This is a genomic window from Lysobacter sp. CA199, from assembly GCF_052078715.1.
GTDB lineage: Bacteria > Pseudomonadota > Gammaproteobacteria > Xanthomonadales > Xanthomonadaceae > Lysobacter.
In genome coordinates, this window is record NZ_JBQJIL010000006.1 from 264,143 (window position 1) to 290,410 (window position 26,268).

Consider the following 26,268-nt stretch of genomic DNA (forward strand, 5'->3'; position numbering starts at 1 on the left):
GCGCAAGCGCATGAGCCTGCGTCGCATCATCAAAACGGTCGCCGCTGTGGCGGCCGTTTTGCTGTGCGTACTGTTGGTCTGGCTATGGCTGGATCCCTACCGCGTGGTGCTGGCCGATTACGCGCGCCAGCGCATCCAGGCCGGACTCACCCGCAATGCGGCGCAGATCGACGATCACCGTTGGGTCTACGCCTACAACGATGACGCGCCGGCGAACGCACCGACGGTGGTGATGATCCACGGTTTCACCGGCAGCAAGGAAAACTGGTATCCGCTGGCGCAGCGGCTGCGCGGCCGCTATCGGTTGTTCATTCCCGATCTGCCGGGCTGGGGCGAGAGCGAGCGTCACGCCGGCGATGATTACGGTTTTATCGCGCAGAACGACCGCATCGCGCGATTCATCGAGCAGGTCGCGCGCACGCCCGGCAGCGAAGTGGTGTTGTTGGGCCATTCGATGGGCGGCGGCATCGTCGCGCTGACCGCGGCGCGGCATCCGCGCGCGGTCGACCGGCTCGGCCTGTTCGACGCGGCCGGCGTGCGTTTCCAGGACAACGCCTTCGGCCTGGCGGTGTTGAGCGGCAAGAATCCGTTCGCGGTCAGCGACGCGGCGTCGCTGCAGCGCTACATCGATATCGTGTTCTACGACGACGCGGCCAAGCCGGTCATTCCGTGGCCGGCCGATCGCATCTACATCGGCCGGCGCAAGCGCGATGCGGACTTCGAGCAAGCCGTGCTGGATAAAATCGGCCGCGGCGATCAGCGTTTCCTGCCCGGCATCGAGGCCGCCGGCATCCGCCAGCCGGCCTTGCTGCTATGGTGCAAACAAGACGCGGTGATCGACGCCAGCGCACTGGATCTGTACGCCGCGCAGCTGCCGCAAGCCCAGCGCGTATTGCTCGACGGCTGCGGACACATGTCGATCGTCGAGCGTCCGGACCAGGCCGCGCACGCGGTGAACCAACTGATAGCCGAGGGTCGATCCCGATGAATACCCGCCACGCCACCGTGTTGCTCGCCAGCGTGTTGCTCGCCGCCGCGATGATCCTCGCCGGTTGCCAGAAACCCGATCCCAAGATCGAGCAAGCCGCCAAGGCCGCCAAGCAGGAACAGGCCGCCGCGGTCGAAGCCAAGAACTTCGACACCGCCTACGGCCAGAAGAACTGGGAAATGGCCGCGGCCTACGGCGAGATCGTGACCTCGCGTTTCGCCGGCACGCCCAGCGCCGACCGCATCCGCCCGCTATACGAAGAGGCGCGCACCAAGGCCAAGGCCGAGCGCGAACAGCGCCGCGTGGAATCGCTGTGGTCGTACATGAGCACCCCGGTGAAACTGGCCAAGGGCAAGAGCGGCACCCAACTGTCGGCCTCGATCTATGCCAAGGTGAATGTGGAAACCGACGGCAGCATCCCGCGCCCGGTGCAGTTGATCTTCCGTGACCATCCCGACTGGGGTCGCAGCAGTTATCTCGTCTTGCAGGTCGGCGATTTCAATTGCTACGGCGGCTGCAAGCTCAAGGTGAGCATCGACGGCAAGGCCAGGACCATGGCCGGCAGCCGCCCCAAGACCGACGAGGCCATCGCCATGTTCGTGGAAGACGAGCGCGGCTTGTGGCGCATGCTCAAGGACGCGAAGGAATTGTCGATCGAGTTCCCGGTCAAGGCCGGCGGCACGCGCACCGCGACGTTCGAGGTGGGCGGGTTGAAGCAGGAAAAGTTGCCGGGTTGGAAGTAAGGTCGCGCGGTTGATATCGGCTGCTGTTCGGAAAGCGTCGGGGCTGAAGCCCCTCCCACAAGAGATTCCGTCGCTACGAGGTTTTTTGTGGGAGGGGCTTCAGCCCCGACGCTCCTCGATCCGCTCGCCATAGGATGCAGTGATGAAAACAGCGCGAAGGATCGCCGGTTGGACCGTAGCGGCGCTGGTGGCGGCGGCGATGCTCGCCGCCCTGGCATGGTGGCTGTTCCTGCACTGGCAACCAGATCGCGCGCGCTACCCGCTGCGCGGCATCGACGTATCGCATCACCAAGGCGCCATCGATTGGCCCGCGGTCGCGCGCGACGACGTTGCGTTCGCCTATCTGAAGGCCAGCGAAGGCGGCGATCATCGCGACCACCGTTTCGCCGAGAACTGGCGACAGGCGCGCGCGGCCGGAATCGCGGTGGGCGCGTATCACTTCTTCACGTTTTGCCGCGACGGCGCCGAGCAGGCGCGCAACTTCATTGGCGCGGTGCCGGTGCAGGTCGATGCGCTGCCGCCGGCGGTCGATCTGGAATTCGGCGGCAATTGCGGCCTGCGCCGGGATGCGGCGACGCTGCGCGCGCAGCTCGACGCGTTCCTGGCGCCAACCGAAGCGACGTACGGCAAACAAGCCTTGTTGTATGTGACGCCGGAATTCTTCGACGCCTATCGCGAGGCACTGCCGGCACGGCCGCTGTGGCGCCGCGCGATCGTCCGCGCACCCGATGCGCACGCGGTCTGGACGCTGTGGCAGTACCACAACCGCGCCCGCGTCGACGGTATCGCCGGGCCGGTCGATTTGAACGTGTACGCCGGCGATGCGGCGGCGTTCCAGCAGTGGCGCAATGCGGCGCGCTCGGCGGACGCGCGATGAGCGAACTGTGACTCGCTGCGAAACCGCAGCTGCGCCGGACGCGCGCGTTCGCCGATAAGATCGAACCTGTCCTCCCGTCTGGATGCGCGCATGCATCGTTGGAACGGATTCACGCACGCAAGGCTTGCCGGAACACCGCCCGTATCGCGGTTCGATCCGATGATGCGCGACGGAGCGGCCACGTGAGCGCCGCGCCGCTGCGTCCGCGGATCGCCCTGCTCGCCGACCACGCTGAAGCGCTGCCGCCGTTGCTGCGCTTGTTCGAGGCCGAATGGCCGCAGTACTACGGCGCGCAGGGTCCGGGCGATGCGGCGCGCGATCTGGCCGCGTATTGCGGCCGCGACAGCTTGCCGGTGGGCATGGTCGCCGTGCTCGACGGCGAAGTGGTGGGAGTCGCCGCGCTCAAGGCCGAATCGATCGATGCGTATCCGCAGTTCACGCCCTGGGTGGCGGCCGGGTTGGTCGCGCCGCCGTGGCGCGGACGTGGCATCGGCGCGCAATTGATCGCCGCGTTGGAGGCGCAGGCGATGCGCTTGGGCCACCGCGCCCTCTATGCCGGCACCGCGACCGCCGGCAGCCTGATGCGGCGGCTGGGTTGGGAATATCTCGATACCACGCCGCAGCACGGAGTGAATGTGGCGGTGTTTCGCAAGCGCTTGTGAGCGATGCGCGCGATGAAAGCGTCGGGCCTGAAGGCCCTCCCACGAAAGCAGACGGAAGTCGCGAAGCCTTTGTGGGAGGGCCTTCAGGCCCGACGCTTTTGGCCGAGATCGCCTCGATTCCTCAGGCGTATTTCGGTATTCATGCAATGACGCGACTGGATCCCGCGCGACTGCAAACCGTATCCACGCCGCCCGGTTTACAGGCTGCAGGAGCGGCGCAAGCCGCGACCAACCGAAGTAGCCGAATACCACTCATTCCCCCGAAGCCACAGCACCCCATGCCTCTGCTCGACCAACGGGCGATGTCGGCTTCGGTTACTGCGCTTACGTACGTTTACTTCGGTTGGTCGCGGCTCGCGCCGTTCCTGCAACGGCTTGGGCCGGACAAACAGAATCGGCCGAAGTGTCTGGCCTTCGCCAAGCCCGCCGCTGCGTCGCGTCGATACAGACTGCAGGAGCGGCGCAAGCCGCGACCAACCGAAGTAGCCGAATACCACTCATTCCCCCGAAGCCACAGCACCCCATGCCTCCGCTCGACCAGCGGGCGATGTCGGCTTCGGTTACTGCGCTTACGTACGTTTACTTCGGTTGGTCGCGGCTCGCGCCGCTCCTGCAACGGCTTGGGCCGGATAAGAAAAAACCGGCCGAAGCCGGTTTCTTCCATCGCCAATTCCGAATCCTGTCTTACAGCGCGTAACCGAACTGCTGACGGAACTGCTCGGCGAATTCTTCGTAATCGAAACGCTGGTTCTGCGTGCCCGGGTGTTCGACCTTCAGCGCGCCCATCAGATTGCTCATGCGGCCGATGGTCAGCCAGTCGAAACCCTTCTCGATGCCGAAGATCAGGCCGGCGCGGAACGCGTCGCCGCAGCCGGTCGGATCGGTCACGCGGCGTTCGTGCGCCGGCGGAATGTCGTAGGTCTTTTCCGGCGTGTGGATCTGCGAGCCGTGCGGGCCGCGCGTGGTGATGTAGGCCTTGACCCGCTTGACGATGTCGTTCTCGCTCCAGCCGGTGCGCTCTTGCAGCAGGTTGGATTCGTAATCGTTGACGGTGACGTAGTCGGCCTGGTCGATGAAATGACGCAACTCTTCGCCGTTGAACAACGGCATCGCCTGTCCCGGATCGAAGATGAAGGGAATGCCCAGTTCGGCGAATTCGGTCGCGTTCTGGATCATGCCTTCTCGGCCGTCGGGACTGACGATGCCGAAGGTCACGCCCGCAACGTCGCGCACGTGGTTCTCGTACGAACGCATCATCGCGCCGGGATGGAACGCGGTGATCTGGTTGTTGTCGTGATCGGTGGTGATGAACGCCTGCGGCGTGAACAGCTCCGGTATTTCCTTGACGCACTCAAGGCGGATCTTCTGTTCTTCGAACCATTCGCGGTACGGACCGAAATCCTGGCCGACGGTGGCCATCGGAATCGGATCGCCGCCGAGCAGCTTGAGGTTGTAGGCGATGTTGCCGGCGCAGCCGCCGAACTCGCGGCGCATGCGCGGCACCAGGAACGACACATTCAAGATGTGCACCTTGTCCGGCAGGATGTGGTTCTTGAACTGGTCCGGAAACACCATGATGGTGTCGTAGGCCAGCGAGCCGCAGATCAGCGCAGACATTGGTTCACCCCGAGAGATTTTTATTGGAATCGTCGTTATTGCGCGCGCGATGGGCGAACGCAAAAGCGGGCGGTATGAGACCGCCCGGCGGCGTAGGGTAGCCGCTGGGCGCTCGGGCGGCCAGTTTTTTAACGCCGCCGGGCCGAGGATGCCGGGCGATCGGGGAAGTTGCGAGGGGCACCGGGCCGGTTCCGGCGCAGGCCCGCCGCCGGGCCGGAAGAGGCGGCCGGGCCGGGACCGGGATCGGCACCGCCGGGGTCGGTCGGACGTCGGCGACCCAGGGGTTGTACCTAGGGTTATCCCCAGGGTGTCCGGCGCTCGCCGCGGCCGTTTGCTGAACAGCCGGGCCGCAGCGAAACCGTTGATTTTCCTTGCTCGCAGGGGGGGCGGTTGCTAGGCTAACGCCCCCGCCTCGCCCTTACTTTTAACGGCCCAATCCCCCGATGTTCAAGAAGTTTCGCGGCATGTTTTCCAATGACCTGTCCATCGACCTGGGCACGGCGAACACCCTAATTTATGTGCGTGGGCAAGGGATTGTCCTGAACGAACCGTCCGTGGTCGCAGTGCGCCAGGACCGGTTGATCGGCGGAAACCGCACCGTGGCGGCGGTCGGTGGCGAGGCCAAGCAGATGCTCGGCCGTACCCCCGGCCACATCACCACGATCCGGCCGATGAAGGACGGCGTCATCGCCGACTTCACCTACACCGAGGAAATGCTCAAGCATTTCATCCGCAAGGTGCACAAATCGCGCTTCCTGCGCCCGAGCCCGCGCGTGCTGGTGTGCGTGCCCTGCGGTTCGACCCAGGTCGAGCGCCGCGCGATCAAGGAATCGGCCGAAGAGGCCGGCGCGCGCGAGGTCTATCTGATCGAAGAACCGATGGCCGCGGCGATCGGCGCCGGCATGCCGGTGACCGAGGCGCGCGGCTCGATGGTGGTCGACGTCGGCGGCGGCACCACCGAGGTCGCGGTGATCGCGCTCAACGGCATCGTCTACTCCGCGTCGGTCCGCATCGGCGGCGACCGCTTCGACGAGTCCATCATCAACTACGTGCGCCGCACCTACGGCACCCTGATCGGCGAGGCAACGGCCGAGCGGATCAAGATCGAGATCGGCTGCGCCTACCCGCAGGAACGCGCGGCGGTCATCGAGATCTCCGGCCGCAACCTCGCCGAGGGCGTGCCGAAGATGGTCCAGATCAATTCCAACGAAGTGCTCGAAGCGCTGCGCGAACCGCTGGCCGGCATCGTCTCGGCGATCAAGCTGGCGCTGGAGCAGACCCCGCCGGAACTGTGCGCCGACGTCGCCGAGCGCGGCATCGTGCTGACCGGCGGCGGCGCGCTGCTGCGCGATCTGGACCGCCTGATCAGCGAGGAAACCGGCCTGCACGTACAGGTGGCCGACGATCCGCTGACCTGCGTGGCGCGCGGCGGCGGCCGTGCGCTGGAACTGGTGGACATGCACGGCAACGAGTTTTTCGCGCCGGAATGAAGCCGGGACCGGGGACGCGGGAGCCGGGAATCGCAAGAACCCGTTTGCCGCGTCTGGTTCCCTCCGCTTTCAGGCGTTAATGTCCGTAGTATCTGGCAGGCGCGCGCAGCGACCGATCGCTGCGTTCGCGCTCACGACTCTTGATTCCTAATTCCCGACCCCCGGCCCTTAATGCCCCCCTACGCCGGTCCCTCCACCGCAGCCCGTAGCGGCGAAGTCGCCGATACGTTGCGCCTGATGGCGTATCTGGCTCTCGCGCTGGTGCTGATCGTGCTCGATCACCGCGGCGGCTGGCTCAACCAGGCGCGCAAGCAGGCAGCGACGATCGTCGCACCGTTGTGGGCCGTGGCCGGCTGGCCCGGACGCCTGGTCGAACGGGTCAGCGACGACGCCGGCACGCTGAGCCAGCTCACCGAAGAAAACCGCCGCTTGCGCAACGAAGCCCTGGTCAACCGGGCGCGGATGGCGCGGCTGCAATCGGTCGCGGCCGACAACCAGCGCTTGCGTGGGCTGCTCGAAGCGGCCGAGCGCGGCAATCTGGACGTGGTGCTGGCGCCGATCCTGGACATCGACCTCGATCCCACCCGGCAACGCGTGGTGCTCGACGCAGGCAGCCGCGACAAGGTGCGGGTGGGGCAGAGCGTCATCGACGCCGGTGGATTGCTCGGCCAGATCACCGGGATCAGCCCGCTGCACGCCAGCGTGCTGCTGATCACCGACCCCTCGCACGCGGTGCCGGTGGCGGTGGCGCGCAACGGCGTGCGCCTGGTGGTCTACGGCGAAGGCCGCAGCGACAGCCTGATGTTGCGCAGCGTGCCGCTGTCCAGCGACGTGCGCGTGGGCGACGTACTGGTGACCTCGGGCCTGGGCGGTCGGTTTCCGCCGGGTTTCCCGGTCGGCACCATCACCGCGCTCAAGCCCGACGACAGCCGCGCCTTCCTGATCGGCGAAGTGAAGCCTGCCGCTCAGCTCGACCGAGGCCGCGAAGTGCTGGTGCTGCTGTCGCTGCCGCCGGCGCCGACCGAGGCTGCGCAGTTCGACACCCAGCCGGCGATGCCCGAAGCGCCCGGCGCCTCCTCGCCGGCCGCGCAGGCCGCCGCCGAGAACGCGGCCAACACCGCCGCCGCGGCGCGCAAGCCGCGCATCCAGTCCAATACCCGTCCGGACGATCCGGCCGTGGCGGCGCAGGCGGTACAAACCGCGCAAGCCGAAGCTGCCGCGGCACGCAACAACGCCGCGGCCCGCAACAGCACCGCGCCGCGCAACGCGTCCCCGCGCGGCACTCCGGCGCAAACACCCGCACAATCCACACGCGCACCGACGCCGCCAGCCGCGCGCCGGCCTGCGCCGCCCACGCCTGCGGCCGCCGCCGAATCGTCGAGCGCCACACCGCCCATCACCGCACCGCCCACCGCTCCCGCCGCCGAGGACGATCAGTGACCCGTGCCCGCCACCAATGGGTGTTGCCGGCCAGCCTGGTCGCCGCGCTGGCGCTGAGCCTGTTGCCGATGCCGCAGTTGCTGCTGCCGCTGCGCCCGTACTGGCTGGGCCTGGTGCTGGCCTATTGGGTGATCGAAGACCCCGAGCGGGTCGGCCTGGGCTTCTCCTTCATCGTCGGCTTGTGCGGCGATCTGGTCTCCGACGGCCTGCTCGGCGAACAGGCGCTGCGGCTGGTGGTGATGGCCTTCATCCTGCAACGCTTCCGCGCGCGGCTGCGGTTCTTCCCGCTGTCGCAGCAGGCGCTGGCGGTCGGCGGCTTGATGCTCAACGACCGCATCGTCACCGCCGCGGTGCACATGGTGCTGCGCGAGCCCGCGCTGCCGTCGGCCTACTGGCTCTCGCCGCTGACCGGCATGGCGCTGTGGCCGCTGATCTTCCTGCTGCTCGACGGGCTGCGCTTGGGCAGCTGGCGGAAGCGCTGACATGGGCCCGCGCCGCCGCCTGCTGCACAGTAAACGGGTGTTGAAGAACACCGCGGCCGAAGCCGATCAATTCCGTTTCCGCGCCGCGATCGCCTTCGCCTGCGTGCTGGTCGGCGTGCTCGGCCTGGGCCTGTGGTACTTCCGCCTGCAAGTGTGGGAGCACGACGACTATGCGATGCGCTCGGAGCAGAACCGGGTCAAGCTGCGTCCGGTGGTGCCCGGCCGCGGCCTGATCTACGACCGCCAGGGCCGGATCCTGGCCGACAACGTGCCGGCCTTCCGCATCGAAGTCACCCCGTCGGAAGCCGGCGACAGCGAGAAATGGCTGCCGCAGCTGGCCCGGGTGATCGCGCTGACGCCCGAGGACATCGCCCGCTTCGAAGTCGAGCGCAAGGCCACCCGCGGCTTCAAGCCGATCGTGCTCAAGTTGCGGGTCAGCGACGCCGAAGTCGCCGCGTTCGCGGTCGATCGCTGGCGCTTCCCCGGCGTGGAACTGGTTTCCTACCTCAACCGGCGCTATCCCTACGGCGAGTTGTTGGCGCACGTGATCGGCTATGTCGGCCGCATCGATACGAAAGATCAGGAGACGATGGGCCGCAACGGCGTGCTCACCCACACCGGCAAGACCGGTCTGGAGCGCTCCTACGAAGAACAACTGCGCGGTCAGATCGGTTACGAGCAGATCGAAACCAACGTCGACGGCCGCCCGATCCGCCAGGTCGGCCACGTCCCGGCCAAGCCCGGCGCCGACCTGCGCCTGAGCATCGACCTGGACCTGCAGCGCGCCATGGTCACCGCCTTCGGCGACATGGACGGCTCGGCGGTGGCGGTGGACCCGCGCACCGGCGAAGTGCTGGGCATGGTCAGCCTGCCCAGCTACGACAGCAATATGTTCGTCAACGGCATTTCCAGCGCCAACTACAAGGCGATCAACGAAGATCCCTCGCGCCCGCAGTTCAACCGCAACGTGCTCGGCGGCGGCCCGCCGGGTTCGACCATGAAGCCGTTCATGGCCCTGGCCGGCCTGGACAGCGGCACGCGCCGCGCCGAAGACCGCACCTTGTCGACCGGCGAGTTCCACCTCGCCGGACAGAAACGCGGCTACCGCGATTCGCACGGCGGCGGCCACGGCTGGGTCGACCTGCGCGAATCCATCGCCCAATCGGTCAACACCTATTACTACAAGCTCGCCCTCGACATGGGCATCGACAAAGTCGATACCTACATGACGCGCTACGGTTTCGGCCAGAAGACCGGCATCGACCTGCTCGGCGAGAACATCGGCATCCTGCCGTCGCCGGCGTGGAAGGCCAAGCGCAACAAGAAAGAAGGCTGGTACCCGGGCGAAACGGTCATCGCCGGCATCGGCCAGGGCTATTGGGTGGTGACCGCGCTGCAGCTCGCGCGCGGCACCGCGGCCATCGCCAACGGCGGCAACCTGCAGCAACTGCACCTGGTGCGCGAGATCCGCACCGGTTACGAATCGCCGTGGGTGCCCAAGGTGCTGCAGCCGACCACGCGCATCACCGACAACCCCGCGCACTTGCAAGCCGTGCACGAAGGCATGGAATCGACCATCCACGGCTCGCGCGGCACCGCGCGGGTGATGGCGCGCGGCGCGCCGTACCGCATGGCCGGCAAGACCGGCACCGCGCAGAAGGTCAGCCGCAAGGGCAACGTCAGCATGAATCCACATTCGCTGCCGTTCCATCTGCGCCATCAGGCCTTGTTCGTGGGTTACGCGCCGGCCGATAACCCGACCATCGCGGTCGCGGTGGTGGTCGAGCACGGCGGTTACGGCGGCAGCACCGCCGCGCCGATCGCGCGCAAGATTTTCGACGCGTGGCTGCTCGGCAAGATGCCCGAACCGGAACCGGCCAAGCCCGGCACCGCGCCCGAGGTCGCGCCGCTGGCCGGCGCCGCGGGCGCGCCCGCCGATGCCGATGCCGCCGCCGCGCCCGGCGCGCAAGTCACCACGCCCGACGCGAGCCAACCCGTGCCGGTCGCAGTCAACGGCGCCTGGGCCGCCGCGGTGGCCGTGGCCAACGCCCGCGTCGCCGCCCAGCCCGGGCATACGCCGCAAATACTGCAGCGCCCGGAAATGCGCCGCCCCGCGTGGCCGGGCTACACGCCCGACGAAGACGCGCGTGGCGAACCGGTGCGCAGCGACGACGCGCTGATCGAACCCGACGTCGATCCCGAGCCCGAAGCCGACACCGCGCCGTCGACGGAGCCGCGTCGATGAGAGTGATCCTGCGCTACCTGTGGGACATGAGCCTGCGCTTCACCCGCACGCTCGACCTGATGATGGTGGCCGCGTTGCTGGCGCTGATGGCGATCGGCCTGGCCGTGCTCTACAGCGCCGGCGAGCATTCCACCCGCATGGTCTTCGCCCAGGGCTCGCGCTTCGCCGTCGGCCTGGTCGCGATGTGGGGCTTGTCGCGCATGTCGATGCCGCAGCTGCGCAACTGGACGCCGGTGATCTACGCCGCCTCGATGGTGCCCTTGCTGCTGGTGCTGCTGATCGGCACCGGCAAACATGGCCGCCACTGGATCGACCTGAAAGTCTTCTATTTCCAGCCGGCCGAGTTGCTGAAACTCAGCCTGCCGATGATGGTGGCGTGGTACCTCAACCGCCAACAACTGCCGCCCAAGATCTCCACCGTGCTGATCGCCGGCGTGCTGATCGGCGCGCCGACCGTGCTGATCCTGCTGCAGCCCGACTTCGGCACCGCGATGCTGGTCGGCATCAGCGGCGCGTTCGCCCTGTACCTCGCCGGCCTGTCGTGGTGGTGGTTCGTCGCCGCCTTCGGCGCCGTCTCCGCGATCGCCCCCGTCGCCTGGTTCTGGCTGCTGCGCCCGTACCAGAAAGACCGCATCCTGACCTTCCTCAACCCCGAAACCGACCCGCTGGGCACCGGCTGGAACATCATCCAGTCCAAGATCGCGATCGGCGCCGGCGGCATGACCGGCAAGGGCTGGCTGCAAGGCTCGCAGTCGCACCTCAACTACCTGCCCGAGCACACCACCGACTTCATCTTCGCCGTGCTCAGCGAAGAATTCGGCTGGGTCGGCGTGATCACCGTGCTGGCGCTGTACCTGTTCGTCGTCGGCCGCTGCCTGTGGATCGCCGGCGGCGCGCGCGACGGCTACTCGCGGTTGATCGCCGGCGCCTTGGGGTTGGCGTTCTTCGTTTACGTGATCGTTAATGGCGGCATGATTTCCGGGTTGCTTCCAGTAGTGGGCGTGCCGATGCCGCTGCTGAGCTATGGCGGTACCTCGGCCGTATCGCTGCTGGCTGGGTTGGGCGTCGTGATGGCTGTGCGGGCTCACAAGCCCGTGCATGGCGGTCGCTGACCCCGCAACCCGCATGGCCTACCTGTAGGAGCGGCGCGAGCCGCGACCGCGAATCCGCAAAAACGCCGAACCCCGCGCCAGCGCGCAGCACCAACCAGACCTCCAGCTCCGCATAGGGATATCCGATGAGCACGACCCAGCCCGCGCCCAACGACGCCCCACCGCAGCAGTCCGCCCGCTCACTGGCAACCCGATTCGCCGTCGCATTGGTAGCCTTCCTCTCGTTCGGCCCAGTCACCACCGGCCCGGGACTGTTGCTCGGCTTCTTGCCGAAACAGTTCCCCGCGATTCAGAGCCTGTACGCCGCAGGACCCATCGCGCAAGCGGTGTGGATTGGCGCGGGCGTGCTCGGAATTCTGACGATCGTCGCCTTGCTGCGAGCGCCTCGCCTCGCGATCATTGTTTGCTCGGCATTCGCAACCGCGTATGTGTTCGGCGCTTGGTGGGTATGGAGCCAGTTCACGTTCGGCGCTTGGGCGGCGATTGCGGCAGTGCCGCTGTCGATAGTGGCCGCAGTCGCCGAATCGCGCAGAACAAAGCCAGCGCCAGCCAAAGCGTAGGACCGAGCGACTTCGCTCACGGCACACATTTACCTGCGTAACTCGCAAACCTCCTTGTAGGAGCGCCGCAAGTCGCGACCGCGAACCCAGAACGTCCGCGCCCCTTACCTATCCGAACGCTCCCTCGCGCGCGACGGCTTTCTTCCATCGTCCGCCGCATCGTCTGTACGGGCCGCCCGCGCATCACCCGCCAACCGCTGCGCCAACTCCGGCTGCTGCAAGCAGAACCGCGCGTTCGTCGCCAACTCGCCCCAGCGCTGGGCGGATGCCAGTTCGTCGTCCGCTCGCTCGATCAAACGGCGTTGGTGTTCTGGAGATAAGGGATGCTCCAGCGACTCCATCGCGACATCGAGCAGATCGCGCGCCTCGCCGATTGCACGGTGATGCAGGTTCGAGGCTTTGGTCTGGAGGTAGTCGAGGGCTGCTGGATCGAGCTTCGCCAAGTGCGTGTTGGCCCCGGCTTGTTCGGGATCGTTTTGCAGCAAGTGCAGTAGCAACTCGACAGAGGAGGGGGCTGGATTCAGTGCGGCATGGCGGCGTTCCTCGCTTGAGCACGTTGGCAGGGAACACAACAGTAATAGCTAGCCTTGGATATCTAAAAAAAAGATATTGCGAAGGAGGCGGGGCAGGGGGCTGGCCAAGAACCCGCCGGTTCGACGGCTGTGGGGCACCCAACAGCTCCCTACGATTCAAGCGGGCCTCTCGACAGCGCTCCGGTCCGAGGTAGGGTGATAAACGCCGGCTGCGTTTTAGGTGATACGCCTTCTGCATCCACGCCTAGTACCGTTGACTAAATCTGCTCGCTACGTTATCCGTTTTTGGTTTTGGCACAGTGCAGCGCTGACAGTCCAGTGAATCGTTGCAAACGAGGTTTTGGCAGGCATGTTTAAGGGGTAAAGATGAAAAAGGGATGGATTATTGGAGGGGCTGCGGTCGTCGGGCTAGGCCTGACGTTGGCTTACTTGGGCTGGTCAGCCCGTCCAAGGGTGGTTAACGGCAAGACCGGTCCTCTAACCGCATTACAGAGTCCGGAATCTCAGAAGACCGCTGTCACATCCGACAGTGGTGCGAGTCAGGGACAGCAATCCAGTCCTCAGCCTTCGGTGGCTCGGTCTCTGGAAACACAGAGCTTCGGAGAGATCTTGCGGCTTGCAGAGCGAGGCGACCCAGCTGCGCAACGTGTTCTGTCGGACCGATATTCCGATTGCTCTGCATATAGTCTCTCACCGGCCCGATTTAAGGCCAATGTCGAAGCTACGGCCAAGTTGGCCGGACTGCCCAGGGAAACGGTCGACCGTATTACGGCCATCGCGGACACGCTTTGCGCCGATGTCGATAGTGGGCAGCCGATTCCCCATGAAGCGGTCAACCTTTGGCTTGAGCAGAGCGCCAAGAATGGCGATCTCATCGCCAAGGTGAAATTAGCAGCCAAGGCGCCAGCGAAGCTTCACGCTACGGATGCAAACCGGTTGATCTCCGAGGTCGTTTCCAGCGATGACCCCAATGCGCTACTTGAGCTCGCCTCTATGATCGGTCGCGTGAACGATACAGGCATCGATCCCAGATATGAGGGATATGTCGGCGGAGGACCAAACGATGAGTATGCGTGGGCTATCGCGGCCTGTCGAAAAGGTGCGTCATGTGGTGCTGATAGCCGCGTTATGAAGCTGGTCTGCATTAACACTATGCGTTGTGGCTACAACGACTACGAGCAGTTTTTGCTGACTGAGATGGTTCCCCAGGGAGGGAGGAAGCGCGTAGAGCAGGTAGCGACAGCCTTGGAACAAGACTTTATTAATTAGCAAATTAGAGATGGATCATGCGCAAGTTTAATCAGATCGTCGCTGCCTTGTTGTTGTTCGCTGTCGTCGGTGTTGCTGCAGCGGTGACGCTGCGAGGTAGCACGTATCAGCTCCCGGCCGTGAATGGCGTTACTGTAAGATCAGATATCGAGATCCGCGTCGCGGCCATTTCAGCGATGACCGCGGCTTACCGCGTGACGAACGGGCTTAGTAGCCTCCCGGTTGGCACCACAGTGACGGTCGTCTATCAGGACGGAAGCTCTGAAAAGGCCGAAGTAGTCTCGGTACTTTCTTCGATCCAAGCCACGCCCATTCCCGGCACGCAAGGCGGCGGTGGCACCGGCGGCTCCGGTGGGCCCGGCGGGGAAGGCGGTGGCGGGTCCGGCGGCGGTGGCGGCGGAGCTAATCCGGGGGGACACGGTTGCGCGCCCAAATGCACCGGTGGAACTGTCATCGTTCGCGATCCCGGTGGCCGCTGATTCTTGCCGCGGGATCTCCTACTAAATTCAGGGCTGGCGCACGGCAACGTGCGCCAGCCCTTCTGCCATTGGCATGTCTCAATGGGACGAGACAGAGCTTAAGCGGCCTGCACTGACTCGGGGGATAGATCCAACGAGTCCGGCGCAAAGCCCGCGTCACCAAGCGATGGCGATGGAACCGACCAGGCGGTAGCTCGCCGGAGATTCCGCCGAGTCGGGGGCAGGGAATTGCCGCTCACTCGGTGAAGTACCCGATGCCGTCCAGCGATAGAAAGCCAATCGTGCCACTAGAGGGCAGCATAATCTGCACCTCGCCGCTGGGCTTGACGTCGACCCGGGTGAGTCCAGGTAGATCACAGACAGCGCAGTACAGGTGCTGGGTAGCGGGTCGGAAGCCGGCGGGCAGTACGAAGGCCACAGTTCCACCGGCACCGCCCTTGATCAACCCGCGCAGTTGCACCCGGCCGGCGTCCCGGCGATACGCTGCGGTTGCGAACGCATCGCCGTAGTTCACCCATGGGGCGGTGAGTGTCGGTGCTTGCCAAGTGCCTCTACGTAGATCGGCCACGGCGGCTGCCGTGACAGTTCGGGTCTGGCCCGCCTGCACTACCGGGATCGAACAAAAGGTTCCCGAACAAAAGGCGAACAAAAGGTTCCAGGTTCATTTTCACAGGGCGTGAGATGAGAGCTCTGCCGGGGTACAGCGTCTCAAGCTCAGCGAAGATTAGTCTGGACCTTTTGCGCGCCGTATTTCGTTTATGGAGCCGCAGGCGTCGCGGGACTCGGGCCGCCCGGAAAGGCATAGGCACCCATGGCCGACGATTGATTACTATTCGGCTGCCCACTCTCGGGCAAACCTCAAGGATGCGGGACGCAATGGACTACAAAGCCATCACGACCTTGGCTTTCATGGTGGGCATGACGCCAAGTTTCAGTAACGCAAGTGGGTATACCTTGCAACCGCTCTCAACGACCAGAGTCAACGGCATGGCAACCTCGGTCGTTGTCGACGATTTCAATGCGGACGGGCGCAAAGATGTTGTCGTGCTTTCGACAAACAATCGGCAGTCTCACTACATAAGTGTGTTCCTTCAGGACGCGAGCGGCGGGCTGTCGAACCCGACTGTCCATACCTTCGATCCCGCTCGTGCACGAGATATCGCGGTATCCGATCTGAACAACGACGGATTCAAGGACTTCATCGTCGCTCATGCCGATGGAGTGACCATGTTGACGTCCAATGGCTCGGGCGGGTTCTTGTCGCACTCCGAGGGCGGTCAAACGTGGACGTTGAACGCGGTCACGGCCGATTTCGACAAGGACGGGAACGTCGACGTGGCCAGCATCGACGACCTGTCGGATATAACGGTGCTGTTTGGCGACGGGCAGGGCGGCGTGCTTCGGCGCAGCCAGATCAATGGCGATGCAAGCGTCGGGATTGATCTGCAAGCAGGAGATCTGAATGGCGATACTTGGCCGGATCTTGCTTTCACCGATGGCGATCATGGTGTCTACGTTGTGTACAACAACGGCGGCAGCGGTTTTCAAACGCCGGTCGAGGTGTCCGATAAGCCCGCGAACAATCTGGTAGTCGCCGACATCGACGGCAGCGGGAACAGCGATCTTGCGGCCACCGGCTCTGCGTACGCCAACCCCAAGGGCATTTTCTTGTTCTATCAGAGGAACACGGGGCAACTGTATCTGGATCACACGTTGCCAACTAACGGTGTGTTCGGGGCGATATCCGCGGCCGATCTGGACAAGGACGGCACGATGGACATATTCGCGCCTGCCGGCGCCGGCAGGACATCGTTGGAGTATTACTTGCAATCCAGCCCGGCCGTGTGGGTGAAACGCGAGGTCGCCATTCCGGACGCCGGATACGATGTCGCCGCCGGCGATCTGGATGGCGATGGATGCACGGACGTCGCCATCGCGGACTATTACGCGGGTCTGGTGTTGCTTAAAGGCCGCAACTGCGTTCAGTAGGCGCGGCGAGCTGCAGATCGGGGTAGCCGCCTCTGGAGGCTTGCGCGAGCATCGCCCGCGCAAGCCTCCGCGGTATCAGCAGCTGACGGTGAAGGAGCCCTCGTAGTCGGCCGTCACCGTGCCTTGAATGCTGATTTGCCCGGTGCACTGGTTGTGCACCGCGTGGCCGACCACGACTCCGTTCTGGTAATAGGTGCGTACTTCACCGGGCGCCGGCAAGTAATCGTCGGGCTTGGCCGACAGCGATCCGCTGGCCGACATCATCAACATAAGCGCCATCGTCACGTTCAACTTCTTGTTGTTCATTTTGGGCTCCTGAATGCTGGGTCGACCCATCGTCGACAGGGTGAGAGTGCGGGTTCGATGTGGCATTTGCATGGCGCGCTGCACCACGCCGCGCGCATCGGTACCGTTGAAAACCGCAACGACCGACGGCACAGTGCGCTTTGCGCAGCGAGACGGCCGTACCGCTGCGCGCCCGCAATCGGATCGGCCAGTGAGGAGAGGACTCCATGGAACTCGGCGCATTTTCCGTCAGCCTCGCAGTGAAGGACATCGCGGCGTCCAAGTCGTTCTACGAGAAGCTCGGCTTCTCCGCGTTCGGCGGCGACCAAGCGCAAGGCTGGTTGATCCTGAAGAACGGTTCGACCGTGATCGGTCTGTTTCAGGGCATGTTCGACAAGAACATCCTGACCTTCAATCCGGGCTGGAATCAGAGCGCGCAACCGTTGGCGCAGTTCGCCGATGTGCGCGAGGTGCAGAAGTCGCTCGATGCGCAAGGCGTGGCCATCGAGACGCGCGCGGACCCGGACGGAACGGGGCCGGCGCACATCGTCCTGTTCGACCCCGATGGAAATGTGATCATGCTCGATCAGCACGTTTAGATCGGCGGGTTCAGACCCATCCGTTCAGAACTTGGCGGCCCGGACGGAGCGCGATTGAGCGCGCTCCGTCCGGTCGACGCGACTCGCCGCCGTCGTGCTCAACGCATCGCGTTGAGCTGTGCGATCGCCGCGCGCAGATTCGGCAAGGGCCCGATCTTGCCGCCGGTGCCGGCCTGCGGCGTACCCGTGCTGACCAGCAGATCGCGCATCTGCCGCGGCGTCAGGGTGATGCCGCGTTGCTTGGCGATGCCCGACAGCGCGATCACCGCCGCGGTGACGATCGGCGAAGCGCTGGAAGTACCGGAGAAGGTCTTGGTGTAATACGCGTTGACGCCGCCGTTGTAGAGATTGCCGTAGCCGCTGGTGGTGACGCAGCGGCCCCAGGCTTGCACGTTCACACGGTTGCCGTAGGTGGAGAACGATTGCTTGGCGCGTTCGGCGACGCTGTCGCCGCACCAGGTGGTCGAGCGCGGGCCGCCGGCGCCGACGATGATCGCGCCCGAGTCCGCGCTACCGCGCGGGAACGACGCGCCGAAGCAGGCGGTGTTGTCGAGGTTCATGTTGCCGTTGCCGCCGGCCTGGACGACGTGGATGCCCTTGTTGACCGCGACGACGATGGCGTCGTAGACCGACGGCACCCATTCCACCGGGACGTAGCCGCTGCAGTTGGTGGGGCCGGCGGCCTGCTGTTCGAGCAGGATCACATCGCCCGCGCGCAACGCGTTGGCGGCGGTGAGCACGGCGTTGGCCGGGTCGTAGCCGCGCTGGGTGTTCATGGCGTTGGTGAAATGCGGCGTGGCGCCGGTGACCAGCCCGGTGACGCCTATGCCGTTGTTGTCGGCGATCAACTGTCCCATCACCGCAGTGCCGTGGTTGTTGTCGGAGAACGGATCGCTCGGCGTGCCGTTGTTGATCGCCGCGCCGGCCGCGCGCAGTTTCGAGAGGTCCTCGTGGTTGGTGTTCCAGCTGTACTCGATGTCGGCCACGCGCACGCCGGCGCCGTTGCCGCCGGGAATGGTGCCGGCGTATTCGGCATCGATGCCGCTGTTGGCCGCGGGCAGCTTGTAGTACTGCTGGTCGTGATAGGCCGGCGAGGCCGGAGCGCGCACCGGCAGCGGCGCCGGATAAGCGATCTCGACGATGCCCATGGCGTTGAGCTCGTCGATCGCGCGCGCAATGTCCTGGCCCGGACGCACGCGCAGGCGGTACCACTGCGACAGATCGGGCTGCGCTTGCGCGTCCTGGGTCTGCGCGCTGTTCGCCAGCGCCGACAGCGTGGCAGCGTCGGCGTGGAACAAGGGTTCGACCGCGGCGATGGGGCCGACGCCGCTGGTCAGGCTTTCCAGCGCCGACAGCTGACCGGACTTGGCCGATGCCAGACGGCCGCCGCTCAGGCGCACCTGGCTGTCCTGGCGGAACTTGACCTCGATGAACTCGCGCGAGTCGTAACGGCTGATCGTGGTCTTGGCCGGCTTGGCGATCGAGTGCGCCGGTTCGGGCGCCGACGAAGGCGCGGCCATCGCGCCGAGAGCGGGCATCGCGGCGAGCGCGAGGCAAGGCAGCACGGCGCGGAACAGGCGCGACAGGGCGGGAGCGGGCTGGGAGACGGTGCGCATGCGGAGATCCTGGGAAGAGGAGCATGAGTGGTGCGCGACTCGGTCTGTGATGCCCGGGCGGCGCGATAGGGACCGCGGAGGCGATCCGGCCGCGAGAATAGTCAGGCGATGCGGGCGTCGAATTGCGCCGTGTCACGGTTTCCGCAACGGCGAGCGCGCCGTGTTTTTCCGTGCGAGAACCTGGATCGCGCGCACGGCTTGGCCCATTTTCGCATGCGTATACAGCGGTCGCGGCGCGGCCGGGCGTGGCACGGTGGACAGGTTTGGCCGGAGCCCCGGCGGCGGCGCGCGCCGGACGCGTTTCGACGCGCGAGCATTCGCGAGGGAGCCGGCTTCGTTCGAAGCGCCCGCCCGAAGGGATTCGCCAACCGACGCCCGCCGCACCCGAGCAGCGGCGAACAGCCGCGCACCCGTCGGCGAAAGCAAGCTCACGGGTGCGCAAGCGCTCCGCTCCGCGCGGCCGAAACACAAGCCGAGGCGAAAGAGCGATCGGCATGCACCTTTCGACAACATCCCCTGTGGAACCCTGTTCGCCGCCCCGGACCCTTCGTCCTCTACTCATATCGAGGAGCTTGCCATGCACTATTCCCGTCTTTGCGCGCTGTTGATCGATTGCAATACGGCCGACATCGATCTCGCCGCCAAGTTCTGGGCCGATGCGCTGGGCCGTGCGATAGATCCCGATCATCCGGGAACCCGCGGCAACTACCGCATGCTGGAAACGCCGCCGGACGAACCCATCGTGCAGATTCAGAAGGTCGACCATGAGAGCCGGGTCCATATCGACATCGAGACCGACGATATTCCCGCGGAGGTCGCACGTTTGGAGGCGTTGGGCGCGCAGGTGGTCGATCGGCTCGAACGCTGGGTGGTGATGCAAGCGCCGACGGGGCAGCGGTTCTGCGTGGTGCGGGTTCAGCGACCCGGATTCCCCAAGAACGCGACCGGCTGGGATTGAGCGGGCGAAAGACGGCGCCCGAAGAGGGCGGGCGGGGCCAAGATATTGACCGATAGAACCGCGTTGAATCGTCCGCCGCGCGACGGCGCCGCGCGCCGAGGATCCGAACCGGCGGCACGCTCGGTATTGCGATCCGTTCGCATTTGCTAAGATGCGCGGATCAGCCGCTGCACAGGCAGTCAGCCAGACCTCTTCCGTCGAGGCCGACTCCGTGTCCGCAGCCCGTTGTTTCCGCGCGCCCGCGCGTTCTTTGTTGTCTGTTTCCCTCAGCATGGCCGCCCTGGCACTGCCGTTCGCGGCTTCGGCGCAGACCGCGCCGGACGGCGCCGACGCGCAGACGCTCGATACCGTCCGCGTCAACGCCTATCGCGTCACCTCGCACGCGCAGGGCGCGACCAAGACCGATACCCCGATCGCCGAGACCGCACAGTCGATCGCGGTGATCGCGCGCGAGGAACTCGACGCGCGCGGCGTGCAGAACCTCAACGAGGCCATGCGCTACGTCGCCGGCGTGTCGCTGGAAAGCAGCGGCATCGATAACCGCGTCGACGATTTCCGCATCCGCGGCTACGACGCCGGCAGTTGGAGCAACAACGTCACCCTCGACGGCATGCGCGCGCCGCAGGGCAGCCAGTGGAACCGCACCATGTTCGACAGCTGGAACCTGGAGCGGGTGGAAGTGCTCAAGGGGCCGTCGGCGGTGATGTACGGCCAGATCGCTCCCGGCGGCATGGTCAATCAGGTCAGCAAGACGCCGCAGCCGGGCCAGCAGCAGATCCTGCAACTCGGCCTGGACGGACACGGCCAGTACAGCGCGGCCTTCGACGTCGGCACCGGCACCGACGACGACAGCCATCTGGTGCGCCTGGTCGGCCTGTACCGCGACGGCGACACCCAGATCGACCGTACCGAGCAGAAGCACTGGTTCCTCGCGCCCAGCTACACCTGGCAGATGGGCGAGCGCACCCGCCTGACCTTGCTCGGCCTGTATCAGAAAGACGACGGCGGTTCGACCTACCAGTTCCTGCCGATGGACGGCACTCTGCATCCGACTCGCTACGGCCGGATGAAGAACACCACCTTCATCGGCGAGCCGACCTGGAATACCTACGACCGCGACCTGTGGACCGCGGGCTGGTTGTTCGAACACGCCTTCAACGAGCACTGGACGTTGAGCCAGAGTGCGCGCCGGACTCACGTGGAATCGCTGTTCCGCAGCGTGATCACCAACGGCGGCCTCAATCCCGACGGCCGTACCCAGAACCGCCGCGCCACCTGGGGCGAAGGCGACTCCGACGGCGACACCGTCGATACCCGCATCCAGGGCAAGTTCGCCACCGGCGCGATCGCGCACACGCTGATCTTCGGCGTGGACTGGCAGAAGGCCGATTGGACCGGCGGCCGCGGCGCGATGACCAACCCCGCGCCGATCGACATCTTCCGTCCGGTCTATACCGGTTACGTGCCGGTGACCCGCAGCGTCGGCCTGTCGCGCGGCACCAACGAGCAGGCCGGCGCTTACCTGCAGGATCAGATGGCCTTCGGCAACTGGCGCCTGCTGCTCGGCGGACGCTACGACCGCACCGACGACGACACGTCCACCGCGACGCTGACGGTCGCCACCGGCCGGACTTCGCCGTGGGTGCGCACGCGCCTGAAGAACGAGGCCTTCACCGGCCGCGCCGGTTTGCTGTACGCCGCGCCGAACGGCTTCTCGCCGTACTTGAGCTACGCCGAGTCGTTCCAGCCGCCGACCACCGACATCAACCAGAGCTATACGCGCACGCCGTTCGACCCGATCACCGGAAAGCAGTGGGAAGGCGGGGTGAAGTACCAGCCCTCCGGCTTCGACGGTTTGATCACGCTGTCGGGCTACGACCTGCGCCAGCAGAACATCCTCATCGACGATCCGGACCCGAGCCACGTGACCTGCGGCGCCAGCGGCGCCATCCGCTGCCAGGTGCAGAGCGGGGAAGGGCGCGTGCGCGGCGTCGAACTGGAAGCGCGGGTGACGCCGCTGGAAGGCTTCAGCCTGATCGGCGCGGCCTCGCGCATGGATTCCGAACTGACCCGTGGCGCGCCGGAAGTGCGCGGCAAGCAGTTGGCGCAGGTGCCGGAGTGGACGGCGACGGCGTGGGTCGACTACACCTTCCACGACGGCCCGCTGCAGGGCCTGGGACTGGCCGCCGGCGTGCGCTACAACGGCGAGAGCTACGGAGACAGCGCCAATGTGTACCGCATCCCGTCGTACACGGCGTTCGACGCGGCGATCCGTTACCGCGTCGATGGCGGCGATGGCAACGGTCCGAGCACGCAGTTCGTGCTCAACATCGGCAACTTGACCGACAAGACCTACGTGTCGACCTGTGGCGGCGTGTCCTCGTGCTTCTACGGCAGCGGCCGCACGGTGGTGGCGAGCGTGCGGTTCGGTTGGTGAGCCGGTATGGCGTCGGCGGGTTGTGAGCATGCATCGCGGCGCGCCGCGTCTGCCGTGTTGACCGCGATGCACGGCTTTCGCAGCGGCTGCACGAACGCCGCATCGGGGTTCGCATGAACCCGTGGTGGCTCGTGCCCGCGGTGCTGTTCGGTATCGCCGGCGGCGTGCTGTTCTACCTCGCTTCGCCGCAACAGCAATGGCGCGCCGCCGGCCCGTGGCCGTCGCGGCGCGGCGCGTGGCCGGGATCGGTATGCGCGCTGGCATCGTTGGCGCTGCTGTGGCCGGCCCTGGGTCCGGTCGAAGCGGCGGCGCTGTGGCTCACGGTGCTGATGTTGGTCGCGACGCTGGCGCCGTTCCTCGGCGCGTGGCGTGCGCGCAGCCGTCGAGCCAAGCCATGAGCAAGCAAAAGCCGCGCCTGGAAAGCCGACACTGGTTCGGCAAGAGTTCGGCGGGTCTGGTGCTGGGCTTCGGCCTGGCGCTGGCCTTGTCGGGCTTGTTCGCGTGGTTGGGCCCCGACGGCATCGACGGTGGCAGCGGCAAAGCCCAGTTCACCATGTGGTTGATCTCGCCGATCTGGTGCGCGGTGCTGGCGTTCGTGTTCCTGTTCCGCACCAGCGCGCGCGCCTAGTTGTGGCTGGGCGCGGCGAACGCGCTGGCATTCGCCGCGTTGTGGCTCGTGCGCTCGACGATGGCGTGAAGGAAAACCGGTGAAGCTGCGCAACGACATCATCAAGGTCTACAAGGACGTGCATATCTGGGTCGGCATCGTCGCCGGCCTGATGTTGTTCGTCGCCTTCTACGGCGGCGCCATCACCATGTTCGAAAAGCCGCTGGAGCGCTGGGCCACGCCGCCGTCGAAACTGGCCGAGCCGGTGGCGCTGGAGCGCGCGCCGGAGCTGGTGAAGGCCGTGCTCGCCGCGCATCCGCAGGCGGCCAAGAACTACATCGTGCTGGTCGAAACCGCGCCGGACCTGCCCGCGCGCGTGGTCTGGCGCGTGCGCGGCGCCAGCCGGCGCGACGTCACCGAGTTCGGCGCCAGCTTCGGTCCCGACGGCCGTCTGCAAGTGGAGAAGATCCGCAAGACGCCGGTGGCGCAGTGGGTCGACGATCTGCACCAGAACGTCGGCCTGCCGTTTCCGCACGAGATCTCGCGTTTCTTCATGGGCGCGGTGGCGCTGTTGTACGCGGTGGCCCTGGTCTCGGGCCTGATCATCCTGCTGCCGACCCTGGTCAAGGACGTGTTCGCGCTGCGCATCGGCAAGAACATCAAGCGCATGTGGCTCGACACGCACAACGCGCTCGGCCTGGTCAGCCTGCCGTTCCATCTGATCATGGCGCTGACCAGCGTGATCTTCGCCTTCCACGATGAGATCTACGACGTCCAGGACAAAGTGGTGTACCCGCGCGGCATCCAGTGGGGCGAGGAAGAACGCGCGCCGCCGCTACCGCCGGGCGCGCAACCCTTGCCGGCGACCGAACTGTTGCGCCGGGTCAACCAACAACTGCCAGGCTTCCGCGTCTACGGTTTCAGCTTCGAACAGGGCGAAGACCGCCTGGAAGGCCATGTGACCGGCCTGGACACCCGCCACGGCACGCGTGCGCGCACTTACTCGTCCACCCATCTGGACGTCTACACCGGCGAAGTGGACACGCACGATCTGCCCGGCCACATGGACGGATGGAACGGTTCGGTCAACGCCTTCTTCATGCTTCACTTCGGCAGCTTCGGCGGCAACACGGTGCGCTGGATGTACCTGTTGCTGGGGCTGGCCGGGGCGATGTTGTTCTACACCGGCAATCTGCTGTGGATCGAATCGCGGCGCAAGAAAGACCGCGACAACGGCCCGGTGGTGCAGACCCGTTCGGCGCGCGCGCTGGGGCATCTCACCGTCGGCGTTTCGTTGGGCTGCGTGGCCGGCATCTCGGCCACCATCGCCGCGACCAAGTGGCTGCCCGCGCGCGTGGACGATCTGGCCGCGTGGCACCAAGGCATTTACTACGGGGTGTTCGTGGCCGCGGTGGCATGGGCGTTCGCGCGCGGCGCCGCGCGTGGCGCGGTCGAACTGCTGTGGTGGTGCGCGGCGTTGACCTTGTTGATTCCGCTGTCGAGTCTGGCCGGCGCCTGGGGCCTGGGCGGCGCCTGGAATCACCCCGGTTACGGCGTGGTAGTGGACTTGTCCGCGCTGGTGGCGGCACCCGTGTTCTTGCTGATTGCTGGTTACACCCGCCGACGCATGACGACCGGCCACACCGACAGTGTCTGGTCGGCTGCGGCGCCCGCCCGCGGCGCCGTGTAAGGACGTCGCGGGCGCGCGTCGAAGCGCGTTGCCGCAACGAATCGGCAGGCCTTGCTGCAACGCGTCGCCGGCTATGCGCGGCGAGGCCTGACGGTCAGGCACTGCGACACCGCGCCGATGGGGCCGCCGCGGCCGTGGATGATGCTGTGGGTGAGGCCGATGCCGTGCGCGCCGAAGGCGACCGTCGTATCCAGGCCAAGCCAGTCGTCGCCGGGCGGCTCGAACAAATGCGCGGTGAGGTCGAGATTCGGAAAGGCGACGTCTTCGGCCGCTGCGCGCGGCGTCATCCCGTTGGCGATGTCGAGCAACCCCAGGGCGCGCGCGGTCGCGCTGACCGGTTCGCCTTCGATCAGGTTCACACCGGTGCGGACCCAATACGAGGCCCGCCCGGGCTCGATCTGATGCCGGCGCACCTCGGCGCTGCGGATAAAGCCGCCCGGCCACACACTCACAGGCGACCAGGACGGCATGTCTTCCGGTGGAGCGATCCGGGGCAGCGAGTTACCCGCGAACGCCGTGGTGTCGTACTGCTGCATCAACCACGCGCGCAAAACGACAGCGACGCGGCCGCCGTGACTCAAGCGCGCTTCGACCAGTTCGATGGTGCGGCCGGGCCGCAGCACGGCGACGTCGATGTCGACGATATCGATGGGAAGCGTGCCGAGAATGTCGTAAGACAGCCGCGCGACCCGCAGCCCGTCGCTGCGGCGTGCATCGCGATCCGTCTCGACCGCATGCGCGAGCAAGCCCAGGGCGGGAGCGACATGCTGCTCGGCCGGATTCCAGCCGCCTCCGACGTGTTCGGTCGCCTGGAACCGGGTCGCACCGACGCGCTTGAAATACGCCGACGGCGGTGGGCTGTGTTGGGCATGCATCTGCGTTCGGCTCCTGGTTGTCTTCGTTCGCGGCGGACGCGGACGAGGCAGCGTAAAACTGCAACTCGCAATAACAAGACCGCAGCGGATCAAGGCGGCCGAACGGCCGGTTCCGCCGATCCGCGCACCGTCATTTCCCCGCGTCGTCCTTTTTGCGTGCGGCGTACACCTTGTTGGCGATCTTCCATTCGCCGTCCACGTTCAACAGAACGAAGTAATCGGTGAACACGGTCTGGCCATGATCGAGCGTCGCCTTGGCCATGGCCGCGTTGCCCGACACGTCGATGGAGTCGATCGTGCGCACGCGCGTACTTTCGTCCGCCGCCGCATTGCCCTTGAACCGGGCGCAATACTCTTCCACCGTCCACGAGGTGAACTTGCCCTCGCGGATTCCCTCGATGTGCGCGCTCGGGAGAAACGCCTTGCGCATGGCATCCGCGTTGCCGGTGGCGTGGCCTTGGAAATACTGGCCGATCGTCGCGCCGATGGCGGCGACCGCGGCCGAGTCTTGCGTCGAGGCCGTCGCCGCGACCGGACTGGCCGCATACGCGCCGCTCGCGGCGATCAGGCCGCAAACAAGCAAGATGGAGCGAAGATATGGTTTCACCGGTGTTCTCCTGCGGATGCGTAGAAAATCCAAGGCCTAACATAGCTCACCACCACCCCCTTGCAGGAGCGGCGCGAGCCGCGACATCGCCCTGGCACCTCCGGCGTA

The 26,268-nt window shown here is 65.9% G+C and carries 26 protein-coding genes and 1 pseudogene; 19 read left to right on the top strand and 8 right to left on the bottom strand.

Going from position 1 to position 26,268, the window contains the following annotated elements; translation table 11 throughout:
• Window positions 1–10: 10 nt before the first annotated feature.
• From ACTOWJ_RS12565 to ACTOWJ_RS12580, 4 genes are all read left to right on the top strand, one after another.
• Window positions 11–988 (top strand): alpha/beta fold hydrolase, encoded by a 978-nt coding sequence (locus ACTOWJ_RS12565; protein WP_441334961.1) that lies wholly within the window; start codon window positions 11–13, stop codon window positions 986–988.
• A complete protein-coding gene (locus ACTOWJ_RS12570; RefSeq protein WP_441334962.1) occupies window positions 985–1,731 on the top strand; it encodes a hypothetical protein in 747 nt (248 codons plus the stop codon). The genes ACTOWJ_RS12565 and ACTOWJ_RS12570 overlap by 4 nt, the downstream gene beginning before the upstream one ends.
• A 142-nt stretch (window positions 1,732–1,873) precedes the next feature.
• Window positions 1,874–2,608, top strand: a complete 735-nt coding sequence (locus ACTOWJ_RS12575; protein WP_441334963.1) for a glycoside hydrolase family 25 protein — start codon at window positions 1,874–1,876, stop codon at window positions 2,606–2,608.
• Between the two features lie 182 nt (window positions 2,609–2,790).
• Entirely contained in the window at window positions 2,791–3,270 is a 480-nt protein-coding gene (locus ACTOWJ_RS12580) for a GNAT family N-acetyltransferase (RefSeq protein ID WP_441334964.1), read from the top strand.
• Window positions 3,271–3,328: 58 nt separating this feature from the next.
• Here ACTOWJ_RS12580 and ACTOWJ_RS12585 read toward each other — a convergent pair.
• Together ACTOWJ_RS12585 and ACTOWJ_RS12590 are read right to left on the bottom strand one after the other, a co-directional pair.
• Window positions 3,329–3,388: pseudogene (locus ACTOWJ_RS12585) on the bottom strand (DUF6053 domain-containing protein); the annotation flags it as partial.
• A gap of 566 nt (window positions 3,389–3,954) precedes the next feature.
• Complete coding sequence (locus tag ACTOWJ_RS12590) at window positions 3,955–4,887, bottom strand: carbohydrate kinase family protein (RefSeq protein ID WP_441334965.1); 933 nt, start codon at window positions 4,885–4,887, stop codon at window positions 3,955–3,957.
• A 443-nt stretch (window positions 4,888–5,330) separates the two neighbouring features.
• Between ACTOWJ_RS12590 and ACTOWJ_RS12595 the strand changes: the two genes are divergently transcribed.
• From ACTOWJ_RS12595 to ACTOWJ_RS12620, 6 genes are all read left to right on the top strand, one after another.
• Window positions 5,331–6,377: a rod shape-determining protein gene (locus ACTOWJ_RS12595; RefSeq protein WP_441334966.1), complete on the top strand. Its 1,047-nt coding sequence runs from the start codon at window positions 5,331–5,333 to the stop codon at window positions 6,375–6,377.
• 171 nt (window positions 6,378–6,548) lie between these two features.
• Window positions 6,549–7,817, top strand: coding sequence for a rod shape-determining protein MreC (gene mreC, locus ACTOWJ_RS12600; RefSeq protein ID WP_441334967.1), 1,269 nt, complete (start codon window positions 6,549–6,551; stop codon window positions 7,815–7,817).
• Window positions 7,814–8,299, top strand: coding sequence for a rod shape-determining protein MreD (gene mreD, locus ACTOWJ_RS12605; protein ID WP_441334968.1), 486 nt, complete (start codon window positions 7,814–7,816; stop codon window positions 8,297–8,299). Before mreC ends, mreD begins: the two co-directional genes overlap by 4 nt.
• Window positions 8,300–8,321: 22 nt before the next feature.
• Window positions 8,322–10,544, top strand: a complete 2,223-nt coding sequence (gene mrdA / locus ACTOWJ_RS12610) for a penicillin-binding protein 2 (protein ID WP_441335106.1) — start codon at window positions 8,322–8,324, stop codon at window positions 10,542–10,544.
• Entirely contained in the window at window positions 10,541–11,656 is a 1,116-nt protein-coding gene (gene rodA / locus ACTOWJ_RS12615) for a rod shape-determining protein RodA (RefSeq protein ID WP_441334969.1), read from the top strand. The genes mrdA and rodA overlap by 4 nt, the downstream gene beginning before the upstream one ends.
• Window positions 11,657–11,781: 125 nt before the next feature.
• On the top strand, window positions 11,782–12,216 hold the full coding sequence (locus tag ACTOWJ_RS12620) for a hypothetical protein (RefSeq protein WP_441334970.1): 435 nt from the start codon (window positions 11,782–11,784) through the stop codon (window positions 12,214–12,216).
• Between the two features lie 104 nt (window positions 12,217–12,320).
• On the opposite strand, the gene ACTOWJ_RS12625 is transcribed toward ACTOWJ_RS12620, so the two are convergent.
• Window positions 12,321–12,701, bottom strand: coding sequence for a hypothetical protein (locus tag ACTOWJ_RS12625; RefSeq protein WP_441334971.1), 381 nt, complete (start codon window positions 12,699–12,701; stop codon window positions 12,321–12,323).
• 780 nt (window positions 12,702–13,481) lie between these two features.
• Between ACTOWJ_RS12625 and ACTOWJ_RS12630 the strand changes: the two genes are divergently transcribed.
• Window positions 13,482–14,018, top strand: a complete 537-nt coding sequence (locus tag ACTOWJ_RS12630) for a hypothetical protein (RefSeq protein WP_441334972.1) — start codon at window positions 13,482–13,484, stop codon at window positions 14,016–14,018.
• Window positions 14,019–14,035: 17 nt separating this feature from the next.
• The gene (locus ACTOWJ_RS12635) at window positions 14,036–14,497 is read left to right on the top strand and encodes a hypothetical protein (protein ID WP_441334973.1); all 462 of its coding nucleotides are present in this window, start codon (window positions 14,036–14,038) and stop codon (window positions 14,495–14,497) included.
• Window positions 14,498–14,732: 235 nt separating this feature from the next.
• On the opposite strand, the gene ACTOWJ_RS12640 is transcribed toward ACTOWJ_RS12635, so the two are convergent.
• Complete coding sequence (locus ACTOWJ_RS12640; protein ID WP_441334974.1) at window positions 14,733–15,011, bottom strand: hypothetical protein; 279 nt, start codon at window positions 15,009–15,011, stop codon at window positions 14,733–14,735.
• 362 nt (window positions 15,012–15,373) lie between these two features.
• Between ACTOWJ_RS12640 and ACTOWJ_RS12645 the strand changes: the two genes are divergently transcribed.
• Window positions 15,374–16,486: an FG-GAP repeat domain-containing protein gene (locus ACTOWJ_RS12645; protein WP_441334975.1), complete on the top strand. Its 1,113-nt coding sequence runs from the start codon at window positions 15,374–15,376 to the stop codon at window positions 16,484–16,486.
• Between the two features lie 75 nt (window positions 16,487–16,561).
• On the opposite strand, the gene ACTOWJ_RS12650 is transcribed toward ACTOWJ_RS12645, so the two are convergent.
• Window positions 16,562–16,792 carry a hypothetical protein gene (locus tag ACTOWJ_RS12650; RefSeq protein WP_441334976.1) on the bottom strand — a complete coding sequence of 77 codons (231 nt, stop codon included), beginning with the start codon at window positions 16,790–16,792 and terminating at the stop codon, window positions 16,562–16,564.
• Between the two features lie 206 nt (window positions 16,793–16,998).
• Between ACTOWJ_RS12650 and ACTOWJ_RS12655 the strand changes: the two genes are divergently transcribed.
• Window positions 16,999–17,370: a VOC family protein gene (locus ACTOWJ_RS12655; RefSeq protein ID WP_441334977.1), complete on the top strand. Its 372-nt coding sequence runs from the start codon at window positions 16,999–17,001 to the stop codon at window positions 17,368–17,370.
• A gap of 98 nt (window positions 17,371–17,468) precedes the next feature.
• Here the strand turns inward: ACTOWJ_RS12655 and ACTOWJ_RS12660 are convergent, their stop codons facing one another.
• Window positions 17,469–18,986: a S8 family serine peptidase gene (locus ACTOWJ_RS12660; protein WP_441334978.1), complete on the bottom strand. Its 1,518-nt coding sequence runs from the start codon at window positions 18,984–18,986 to the stop codon at window positions 17,469–17,471.
• A 577-nt stretch (window positions 18,987–19,563) separates the two neighbouring features.
• On the opposite strand from ACTOWJ_RS12660, the gene ACTOWJ_RS12665 reads away from it, so the two are divergent.
• From ACTOWJ_RS12665 to ACTOWJ_RS12685, 5 genes are all read left to right on the top strand, one after another.
• Window positions 19,564–19,944: a VOC family protein gene (locus ACTOWJ_RS12665; RefSeq protein ID WP_441334979.1), complete on the top strand. Its 381-nt coding sequence runs from the start codon at window positions 19,564–19,566 to the stop codon at window positions 19,942–19,944.
• Window positions 19,945–20,215: 271 nt separating this feature from the next.
• Window positions 20,216–22,381 (top strand): TonB-dependent siderophore receptor, encoded by a 2,166-nt coding sequence (locus ACTOWJ_RS12670; RefSeq protein ID WP_441334980.1) that lies wholly within the window; start codon window positions 20,216–20,218, stop codon window positions 22,379–22,381.
• A 113-nt stretch (window positions 22,382–22,494) separates the two neighbouring features.
• A complete protein-coding gene (locus ACTOWJ_RS12675; RefSeq protein ID WP_441334981.1) occupies window positions 22,495–22,779 on the top strand; it encodes a hypothetical protein in 285 nt (94 codons plus the stop codon).
• The gene (locus ACTOWJ_RS12680; RefSeq protein WP_441334982.1) at window positions 22,776–23,009 is read left to right on the top strand and encodes a hypothetical protein; all 234 of its coding nucleotides are present in this window, start codon (window positions 22,776–22,778) and stop codon (window positions 23,007–23,009) included. Before ACTOWJ_RS12675 ends, ACTOWJ_RS12680 begins: the two co-directional genes overlap by 4 nt.
• Before the next feature lie 79 nt (window positions 23,010–23,088).
• Complete coding sequence (locus ACTOWJ_RS12685) at window positions 23,089–24,678, top strand: PepSY-associated TM helix domain-containing protein (protein ID WP_441334983.1); 1,590 nt, start codon at window positions 23,089–23,091, stop codon at window positions 24,676–24,678.
• Between the two features lie 71 nt (window positions 24,679–24,749).
• Here the strand turns inward: ACTOWJ_RS12685 and ACTOWJ_RS12690 are convergent, their stop codons facing one another.
• Both ACTOWJ_RS12690 and ACTOWJ_RS12695 read right to left on the bottom strand, forming a co-directional pair.
• Window positions 24,750–25,553: a thioesterase family protein gene (locus ACTOWJ_RS12690; RefSeq protein ID WP_441335107.1), complete on the bottom strand. Its 804-nt coding sequence runs from the start codon at window positions 25,551–25,553 to the stop codon at window positions 24,750–24,752.
• Window positions 25,554–25,683: 130 nt separating this feature from the next.
• Entirely contained in the window at window positions 25,684–26,193 is a 510-nt protein-coding gene (locus ACTOWJ_RS12695; RefSeq protein WP_441334984.1) for a nuclear transport factor 2 family protein, read from the bottom strand.
• Window positions 26,194–26,268 lie beyond the last annotated feature (75 nt).

What these genes read in the sequence shown, in the direction of transcription:
- ACTOWJ_RS12565 (WP_441334961.1), top strand. Translation starts at nt 11, where the DNA reads ATGAGCCTGCGTCGCATCATCAAAACGGTCGCCGCTGTGGCGGCCGTT.
- ACTOWJ_RS12570 (WP_441334962.1), top strand. Translation starts at nt 985, where the DNA reads ATGAATACCCGCCACGCCACCGTGTTGCTCGCCAGCGTGTTGCTCGCC.
- ACTOWJ_RS12575 (WP_441334963.1), top strand. Translation starts at nt 1,874, where the DNA reads ATGAAAACAGCGCGAAGGATCGCCGGTTGGACCGTAGCGGCGCTGGTG.
- ACTOWJ_RS12590 (WP_441334965.1), bottom strand. Translation starts at nt 4,887, where the DNA reads ATGTCTGCGCTGATCTGCGGCTCGCTGGCCTACGACACCATCATGGTG.
- ACTOWJ_RS12595 (WP_441334966.1), top strand. Translation starts at nt 5,331, where the DNA reads ATGTTCAAGAAGTTTCGCGGCATGTTTTCCAATGACCTGTCCATCGAC.
- mreC (WP_441334967.1), top strand. Translation starts at nt 6,549, where the DNA reads ATGCCCCCCTACGCCGGTCCCTCCACCGCAGCCCGTAGCGGCGAAGTC.
- rodA (WP_441334969.1), top strand. Translation starts at nt 10,541, where the DNA reads ATGAGAGTGATCCTGCGCTACCTGTGGGACATGAGCCTGCGCTTCACC.
- ACTOWJ_RS12620 (WP_441334970.1), top strand. Translation starts at nt 11,782, where the DNA reads ATGAGCACGACCCAGCCCGCGCCCAACGACGCCCCACCGCAGCAGTCC.
- ACTOWJ_RS12635 (WP_441334973.1), top strand. Translation starts at nt 14,036, where the DNA reads ATGCGCAAGTTTAATCAGATCGTCGCTGCCTTGTTGTTGTTCGCTGTC.
- ACTOWJ_RS12645 (WP_441334975.1), top strand. Translation starts at nt 15,374, where the DNA reads ATGGACTACAAAGCCATCACGACCTTGGCTTTCATGGTGGGCATGACG.
- ACTOWJ_RS12650 (WP_441334976.1), bottom strand. Translation starts at nt 16,792, where the DNA reads ATGAACAACAAGAAGTTGAACGTGACGATGGCGCTTATGTTGATGATG.
- ACTOWJ_RS12655 (WP_441334977.1), top strand. Translation starts at nt 16,999, where the DNA reads ATGGAACTCGGCGCATTTTCCGTCAGCCTCGCAGTGAAGGACATCGCG.
- ACTOWJ_RS12660 (WP_441334978.1), bottom strand. Translation starts at nt 18,986, where the DNA reads ATGCGCACCGTCTCCCAGCCCGCTCCCGCCCTGTCGCGCCTGTTCCGC.
- ACTOWJ_RS12665 (WP_441334979.1), top strand. Translation starts at nt 19,564, where the DNA reads ATGCACTATTCCCGTCTTTGCGCGCTGTTGATCGATTGCAATACGGCC.
- ACTOWJ_RS12670 (WP_441334980.1), top strand. Translation starts at nt 20,216, where the DNA reads ATGGCCGCCCTGGCACTGCCGTTCGCGGCTTCGGCGCAGACCGCGCCG.
- ACTOWJ_RS12675 (WP_441334981.1), top strand. Translation starts at nt 22,495, where the DNA reads ATGAACCCGTGGTGGCTCGTGCCCGCGGTGCTGTTCGGTATCGCCGGC.
- ACTOWJ_RS12680 (WP_441334982.1), top strand. Translation starts at nt 22,776, where the DNA reads ATGAGCAAGCAAAAGCCGCGCCTGGAAAGCCGACACTGGTTCGGCAAG.
- ACTOWJ_RS12690 (WP_441335107.1), bottom strand. Translation starts at nt 25,553, where the DNA reads ATGCATGCCCAACACAGCCCACCGCCGTCGGCGTATTTCAAGCGCGTC.